This is a genomic window from Halorientalis sp., from assembly GCF_028275115.1.
GTDB lineage: Archaea > Halobacteriota > Halobacteria > Halobacteriales > Haloarculaceae > Halorientalis.
On record NZ_JAQCNH010000060.1, the window covers coordinates 1 to 7,605 of the forward strand.

Consider the following 7,605-nt stretch of genomic DNA (forward strand, 5'->3'; position numbering starts at 1 on the left):
GGAGGGGTAGTAAGGCCATGCCGTGTAGCGAAAGTAAAACGATGACGGCGTGGACGAATCGCTCCGCGATTCGTTCGCACACCAGAAATCGGAGATTTCTGGGGACGCTGTATCCCCTCCCTACTCGCTCTCTCCGGTCGCTCCTTGAGCAAGGGGGATTAGCGCCTATAATCAGCTAAACTGGACCGGCAGTCCACGCCAGCATGGACCACTGGACTCTATACGCACCCGATACTGAGACCAGTATGGACGCGGCGGCTCCCACGAACAACCCGTACGTCACCGACCCGGACACCGATTTCGCGCCGGTCGAAACCCTCGAGGAGGACGTGGCCAGTCAGCAGGCCCAGGACCTCCGAGCGGCGATCAGGCACCACGACTACCGGTACTACGTCCAGAACGACCCGGTGCTCGGCGACCGCACCTACGACGCGCTGTTCTCCCGGTTGCAGGCCCTCGAAGACGCGTTCGACCTCGACCGCGAGGACAGTCCGACCCGTCGCATCGGCGGCGAACCGGTCGACGAACTCGACACGGTAAAACACGTCGCGCCAATGCTGTCCATCGACCAGAGCGGCGAGGCCGAGGCCGTCCGGGAGTTCGACGAGCGCGTCCGGAACGGTCTGGACGACGCCGACTGGAAGGGGGACCTGCAGTACGTCTGTGAGCCGAAGTTCGACGGCCTCTCGGTCGAAATCGTCTACGAGGACGGCCAGTACGAGCGAGCAGCCACTCGCGGCGACGGCGAGGAAGGTGACGACGTGACCGAGAACGTCCGCACCATCCCGAGCGTGCCCCAGCGACTCCGCGGGGACTACCCCGACTCCCTCGCGGTCCGTGGGGAAGTGTACATGCCCAAAGCAGCCTTCCAGGAGTACAACCGCGAGCGCGTCGAACGCGGCGAGGACGCCTTCGCCAACCCGCGCAACGCCGCCGCGGGCACACTCCGGCAACTCGACCCCTCCGTTACCGCCGAACGGCCGCTCGCGGTGTTCTTTTTTGCCGTGCTGGACGCCAGCGAGCGACCCGACGACCACTGGACTCAGCTCACCCGGTTCCGGGAGTGGGGGCTCCGGGTCGCCACGGAATGCGAGCGCGTCGAGAACATCGAGGCGGCCATCGACTACCGGGACCGCCTGCTCAACGACCGCGAGGACCTGCCATACGAGATCGACGGGGTCGTCGTCAAGGTCGACGACCACGAGGCTCGCGGAGAGCTGGGCGCGACGAGCCGCCACCCGCGGTGGGCCTTCGCCTACAAGTTCCCCGCCCGCAGGGAGGTGACCCGAGTCACCGACATCGTCGTCCAGGTCGGCCGGACGGGACGGTTGACGCCCGTGGCGCTGCTAGAACCCGTCGAAGTCGGCGGCGTGACGGTCTCGCGCGCCAGCCTCCACAACCCCGACGAGATCGAGCGACTAGGCGTCGGCGTCGGTGACTCGGTGCGGGTCAAACGCGCCGGGGACGTGATTCCCGACGTGGGTGCAGTGGTCACGGACCGCACCGAGAGCCACTTCGAGTTCCCAGAGCACTGTCCGGTCTGTGACAGCGCCGTCGAGCGCGACGGGCCGATGGCCTACTGTACCGGCGGACTGGCCTGTCCCGCACAGCTGGAGCGGGCCATCGAACACTACGCCAGTCGGACAGGATTGGACATCGAGGGGCTGGGTCCCGAACGCATCGAACAGCTCATGAACGCCGGACTGGTCGAGGAACTGCCGGACATCTACGCCCTCGACCACGAGGCGGTGGCCGACTTAGAGGGGTGGGGTGAGACGAGCGCGGCGAATCTGCTCGCCGAGGTCGACACCGCCCGCGAGCCGCCGCTCCCGGACTTCCTCGCGGCCATCGGCGTCCCAGAAGTCGGGACGAGTACCGCCACGTCGCTGGCTCGCGAGTTCGGCGACCTCGATGCGGTGCTGGCCGCCGACACCGAGGAGTTACAGACCGTCACCGACGTGGGACCGACCGTCGCCCGCGAGATTCGGGAGTTTCTCGACTCCGAACGCAACCGCGCGGTGATCGAACAGCTTCGCGAACGGGGCGTCGACCCGCAACCGGTCGCGGTCGACGGCGGCGACGAACTGGACGGGCTGACGTTCGTGTTCACCGGTTCGCTCGACGGGTTCACCCGGTCGGACGCCCAGGACCTCGTCGAGAGACACGGAGCCTCGGCGACCGGCAGCGTCTCGGGCAACACGGACTACCTGGTCGTCGGCGAGAACCCGGGAACCAACAAACGCGAGGACGCCGACGCCGAGGACGTACCCGAGATCGACGAGGCCGAGTTCCGCGACCTGCTGGACGAGCGGGGCGTGCGCTGAGTTCAGACCTCGTCGTCGGGGTCGTGACGCTCGGTCATCCGCTCGGCTTCGTTCGCGTATCGCTCACGGTCTTCGGGGTCGACGGTCTCTAGTCTGTTCGGTTCCACGTCGAGGGCCGCCGTCACCGTCGAGTCGAACAGCATCCGGGTCGACTTCTGCTGGAAGACCGCGCGCTCCCCGTCGGGCGTGGCGTAGACGAGCGTCACCATGTCTTCGTGTTCGTACTCGCGGGCGACCAGCCACGTGCGGACGGTGTTTTCTGTCATCAGATCTCGTCGTCGGGGTCGTTGTTCTCGGCGACGCGGGCGGCCTCGTCGGCGTATCGTTCCCGCAGGTCGGGGCTCTCGACCGGTTGTAACTGGTCGGCGGTGGCCTCCTTGGCGGCGGTGATGCCGCCGCTCCGGAGCATGTTCGATGAGCGGTTGCTCTGCATGTAGCGCTCGCCGTCGGACGTGGCGTAAACGAGCGTGAGCAGCCCCTTGTCGCTGTACTCGCGCTCGACGAGCCAGACCCGTTCGGTCGCCTCGGCCATACCGGTGATTGCGGACCGGCCGGCTTGTATCCACGCATCGCGGCTCCGCAGTCGAGTCGCGCGCCAGATTCATCTGGCGGGCTCGCGAACCGTCGACGATGCCGCGCTGGGACGAGCGGGCCAGAGAACGGCTTCGTCACGGTGAGACCGTCGAGACGACGGTCTCGGTCGGCGACAACGGCGTCGTCGTCACCAGTCAGCGCGTGTTCACGTTCACGCCCGGGAGCGACGGGTCGAACTTTCGGTCGGTCGAGCGACCCAACGTCGAGGACGTCGCCGTCGACTCGACGAGTAATACGGGCTGGCTCGGCTACGTCGCCAAGGCCGGACTGGGCGGGGTCGCAGGCGTCGCCCTCGGCCTGACCGTCGACTTCGGAACGCTGCTAGAGGTCGGCGAGATCGGCGGGCAGGGGGCTGGCCGGGTCGGCATGGGCGGCATGCTCACCGTCCTACAGCAGCTGTCGCGACTGCTCGGACTACTCGACCAGGTGCTGCTGGTCGGCGGCCTCCTGGCACTGGCGCTCGCACTCGGCGCGCTCGGCATGTACGTCGAGAGCCGGTCGAAAACGGTTCGGCTAGCCGTCGCGGGAGACACAGACCTGCACATCCCGTCCGAGGACCCCGGGACGGCAGTCACGCGACTGCAGCGACACCTCGACGGCGCATCCGGAGCCACGCCGCCGGTCGACACGGCCGCGGGCGACTCGTCCAGTCCCGGAATGGTGGGGACGATTCTGGGCTCGCTGACCGCAGACGCGGAGGACGCGGCTCCGGGTGAGGACCTGACGGTCTCGGAACCGGTCGAGGAGGTCGCAACCGACGAGGGTCGCGACTCCGGCGACGACGAAGGGTAATCCACATACCCAGCGGGCCCGTACGCTCGGCGAGATGGACCCCAGCGAGGTCCGGACGCGTGCGGCTGACCTGCCCCGTGAGCCGGGTAGCTACCAGTTTCTCGACGAGTCGGGGACCGTGCTGTACGTCGGGAAGGCCGTCGACCTGCGTGACCGGGTGCGGTCTTACGCCGACCCGCGGGGCGAGCGTATCCGACGGATGGTCGAGCGGGCCACCGACCTGGACGTGGCCGTCACCGACACCGAGACGCAGGCTCTGTTGCTCGAGGCGAACCTTATCAAGCGCCACCAGCCACGCTACAACGTCCGACTGAAAGACGACAAGTCCTACCCGCTGGTCCAGTTGACCGCTCACGACGTGCCCCGGATCGAGATTACCCGCGACCCCGACGACGACGCGACAGTTTACGGCCCGTTTACCGACAAGGGCCGCGTGGAGACGGTCGTCAAGGCCCTGCGTGAGACCTACGGCCTGCGGGGCTGTTCGGACCACAAGTACAGCAACCGCGACCGGCCGTGTCTCGACTACGAGGTTGGCATCTGTACCGCACCCTGCACCGGGGAGATCGGTCACGGGGAGTACGGCCAAGACGTCGAAAGCGTCCAGCGGTTTTTCGAGGGCGAGACGGGCGTGCTCGCAGACCCCATCGGGCGAGAGATGGAGCGTGCCGCCCAGGACGAGGCGTTCGAGCGCGCCGCCAATCTCCGGGACCGGCTGGAAGCCGTCGAGGCGTTCCACGGCGAGGGCGGCGAGGCCGTCAGCGCCGGTGGCAGCGGCCGCGAGCGTGCGGTGGACGTGCTGGGCGCGACCGTCGAAGGCGACGAGGCGACCGTCGCTCGCCTCCACGCCGCGGGCGGCCAGCTCGTCGAACGCGAGCAGCACACGCTGGCCGCGCCCGAGGGAGCAGGGGCCGGAACCCGGATCGGCGCGGTGTTCGCGGCTTTCGTCCCGCAGTACTACGCGGAACGCGAGCTACCCGACGCCATCCTGCTCTCCGAGCGGCCAGACGACCCCGAACTCGACGCCTGGCTGGCCGCAGAGGGCGTCGACGTCCGGGTCCCGGGCGCGGGTCGGGAGGCCAAGCTGGTCGATCTGGCGCTGAAAAACGCCCGTCGGGGCGTCGGCGCACGGGGCGACGAGGGCGCGGCGCTGGCGGAGGCACTCGGGCTGGAGTCGCCGGTCGGACGCATCGAGGGGTTCGACGTGAGCCACGCCCAGGGCAGCGCCGTCGTCGGCAGCAACGTGACCTTCGTCGACGGGAGCCCGGAGAAGAGCGACTACCGGCGGCGGAAACTCGACGAACGTAACGACGACTACGCGAACATGCGCGCACTGGTTCGCTGGCGGGCCGAGCGTGCCGTCGCGGGCCGCGACGACCGCCCTGCCCCCGACCTGTTGTTGATCGACGGCGGCGACGGGCAGCTGGGCGCGGCCCAGGACGCACTCGCCGAGACGGGCTGGGACGTGTCCGTGGTGGCGCTCGCCAAGGCGGAGGAACTGGTCGTTACTCCGTCGGGAACGTACGACTGGAACGACGATGCCCCCCACCTCCACCTCTGTCAGCGCGTCCGCGACGAGGCACATCGCTTTGCCGTCCAGTACCACCAGTCGCTCCGGGACGACGTGTCGACGGCGCTGGACGACGTACCGGGCGTCGGTCCAGAGACCCGTCGGCGACTCCTCCGTCGGTTCGGCAGCGTCGAGAACGTCCGCGATGCCGACCCCGGCCAGCTCCAGCAGGTCGACGGCGTCGGAAAAAAGACCGCCGAGACCATCGCCGCCCGCCTGTGACCACGACCGAACCGATAAACTGACACCGGGACACCAGTATCGGTGGATGGTGGTTCCGTCGGCCTGTGGATTCGTTCTGTTCGTCTGCCCGGGCGAAAATTCTAAGATGTTGTAGACCGATATAAAAACCGAAATGGGGGAGAGAGCGAACAGCGCGAGCGTCGTGGGTGGCCCGGTGCTCGGAGAACGGGCTGTGGTGTATGCGTGTCAGTCCGCGGGGAGACGGCTGGGAGAGGGGCCGGGAGATGCGTCGTAACGAAAGGCGACTCTGGCCGCTGCTTGGCGGACTCGCCGTCATCCTCGGCGTTACCGTGCTCGGTGGCGTCGCGCTCTCGGGTGCCGGGCCGGCCGGCACAGCGGCCGCCGTACAGTCTAACGACACCGACTGGAACGCGACCAACGGGTCGGAGCCGGTCGCGGCGGACTGTCCACCCGCCGACGCGCTCCGGAAAGAGGTGTTCGACGGTCTGGAGACCCGTAGCATCGAGGAGGTGCGGTCGACCATTCCGTCGGAAGCCGTCAGATGCCTCCCGGAGGACGTGCGGGAGGTGTTGGACCTCGGGGACGAGACGGACGACGACAACTCGACGGACGTCACCGTCTCGACCGACGACTGTCCGCCGACCACCGTACTCCGGTTGGAGGTCGACGCGGCACTGGCCGACGAGTCAGCAGCGGCGGTCCGCGAGGAGTTGTCCGACGAGGAGATCGACTGCCTCCCGTCGGACCTGAAAGATCGGCTCGACGTCGGGGGTGATTCGTCGTCCAACGACACAGGCGGTACCGACGGGGCGACCGACGGCGGCACTGGGAGCGTCGAGTGTCCGTCGGACGGGGAGATTCGCGACGCGGTCGAGACGGCGCTCGAAGACGCCTCGGCTGCGACCGTCCGCGAACAGATTCCCGAGGACTACGAGGACTGTCTGCCGGCGGACGTGAGGTCGAAGCTGAACATCGGAACCGACGTGACCGTGGCGTCGGCGGTCACGGAGAGTCCGACCCCAGCGGGGGACGACACTGGGACTGCGGCCAGGGCCGGCAACGGCGAGGTGGACTGTCCGCCGGTCGAGACCATCCGGGAGGAAGTGAACAGGACGCTCGAACGGATGTCGGCCGCGCAGTTCCGGACGATGGTCCCGAACGATTACGTCGAGTGTTTCCCACCGGACCTTCGCGAGCGACTCGGGTTGCCGGCGGGTCAGACGGCATCGGGTGACGGCGAGACGTCGGTGTCAGCCGACGCAGGCGGGGGGTCGGCCGACTCGCCGGTGTCGGTAGGCAGTCGTGACTCCAAGTTGTTCGACTCCGACGGGGACGGCGTCGTCAACGCACGAGACTACGCGCCGAACAACGCGAACGTGCAGTTCGGGGACTCGGACGGCGATGGCGTCCCGGACCCGTACGATCACGCACCACAGAATCCGAACGTGCAGCATGAGAGTGACGCGGCGGCCGCCGACCCGGGACGCGATAGCGGGGGTGGCGGCGACGGCATTTCGGTCGCCGCCGGGTCGGCGTTGCTGCTCGTGCTGACGGCCGGGGCTGGCATCATCGTCTACCGGCATTACAGCGGGGCCGATTCGGGCGACGACGGAGTTCCACAGCCGGTCGAGACCAGGTCGGTGACGACCGGCGGGTCGACCACCGAACCACACGATGTGTTCGGCGAGAGCGCGTTCGACCCCAGCGAGTCGGTCGACACACGAGCGGAGTTTTCCTTCGACGACCACGAGGCCGACGACGGTGGGTTCGTCTTCGACAACGGCGATGGCGACGAAGACGTGATCACGCTCGACAGCGGCGGCTCGGTCGTCGACGAGGCGGCCGACACCGGCTTTGTCTTCGACGGCGGGGCGAACCCGGAGCTCGACGACGCGAGCGAACCGGCGGACGATTGACGGACGGCTCGACCGCAGGAGAGCCGGCTGCTGTCGACCGAGTGCCGGCAGCCACGAGCGGAGAGGGTGCTGTAGTGAACTCCCCTGCCCTACCGCGCTCGGGGCTGCCCGCCCCTCGCTTGTCGAGGACAGGGCCGCCTGGTTCTGTGTCGGAATTTATCCCCGACGTGGGCACAGGGACTCCGGACTCCGCAGGCGACGTTCC

At 68.1% G+C, this 7,605-nt stretch carries 6 protein-coding genes; 4 read left to right on the plus strand and 2 right to left on the minus strand.

Translation table 11 applies throughout. The annotated features are described in order from the left end of the window. Positions 1–245: 245 nt before the first annotated feature. Positions 246–2,324: an NAD-dependent DNA ligase LigA gene (ligA, locus tag Q0964_RS09100; protein WP_299266265.1), complete on the plus strand. Its 2,079-nt coding sequence runs from the start codon at positions 246–248 to the stop codon at positions 2,322–2,324. A 2-nt stretch (positions 2,325–2,326) separates the two neighbouring features. Here the strand turns inward: ligA and Q0964_RS09105 are convergent, their stop codons facing one another. Both Q0964_RS09105 and Q0964_RS09110 read right to left on the minus strand, forming a co-directional pair. Then, positions 2,327–2,590 (minus strand): DUF7967 family protein, encoded by a 264-nt coding sequence (locus Q0964_RS09105; RefSeq protein WP_299266267.1) that lies wholly within the window; start codon positions 2,588–2,590, stop codon positions 2,327–2,329. After that, a complete protein-coding gene (locus Q0964_RS09110) occupies positions 2,590–2,856 on the minus strand; it encodes a DUF7967 family protein (protein WP_299266269.1) in 267 nt (88 codons plus the stop codon). The genes Q0964_RS09105 and Q0964_RS09110 overlap by 1 nt, the downstream gene beginning before the upstream one ends. Positions 2,857–2,954: 98 nt before the next feature. Between Q0964_RS09110 and Q0964_RS09115 the strand changes: the two genes are divergently transcribed. The 3 genes from Q0964_RS09115 to Q0964_RS09125 all read left to right on the plus strand — a co-directional run bounded on the left by Q0964_RS09115 (position 2,955) and on the right by Q0964_RS09125 (position 7,400). Further along, positions 2,955–3,710, plus strand: a complete 756-nt coding sequence (locus Q0964_RS09115) for a hypothetical protein (protein WP_299266271.1) — start codon at positions 2,955–2,957, stop codon at positions 3,708–3,710. A 34-nt stretch (positions 3,711–3,744) separates the two neighbouring features. Further along, positions 3,745–5,502: an excinuclease ABC subunit C gene (locus Q0964_RS09120; RefSeq protein WP_299266273.1), complete on the plus strand. Its 1,758-nt coding sequence runs from the start codon at positions 3,745–3,747 to the stop codon at positions 5,500–5,502. A gap of 245 nt (positions 5,503–5,747) precedes the next feature. Next, positions 5,748–7,400: a hypothetical protein gene (locus Q0964_RS09125; RefSeq protein ID WP_299266276.1), complete on the plus strand. Its 1,653-nt coding sequence runs from the start codon at positions 5,748–5,750 to the stop codon at positions 7,398–7,400. Positions 7,401–7,605 lie beyond the last annotated feature (205 nt).

Excerpts from the sequence above, each read along its gene's own strand:
- Q0964_RS09115 (WP_299266271.1), top strand. The coding sequence starts at position 2,955 with ATGCCGCGCTGGGACGAGCGGGCCAGAGAACGGCTTCGTCACGGTGAG.
- Q0964_RS09120 (WP_299266273.1), top strand. The coding sequence starts at position 3,745 with ATGGACCCCAGCGAGGTCCGGACGCGTGCGGCTGACCTGCCCCGTGAG.
- Q0964_RS09125 (WP_299266276.1), top strand. The coding sequence starts at position 5,748 with ATGCGTCGTAACGAAAGGCGACTCTGGCCGCTGCTTGGCGGACTCGCC.
- Q0964_RS09110 (WP_299266269.1), bottom strand. The coding sequence starts at position 2,856 with ATGGCCGAGGCGACCGAACGGGTCTGGCTCGTCGAGCGCGAGTACAGC.
- ligA (WP_299266265.1), top strand. The coding sequence starts at position 246 with ATGGACGCGGCGGCTCCCACGAACAACCCGTACGTCACCGACCCGGAC.
- Q0964_RS09105 (WP_299266267.1), bottom strand. The coding sequence starts at position 2,590 with ATGACAGAAAACACCGTCCGCACGTGGCTGGTCGCCCGCGAGTACGAA.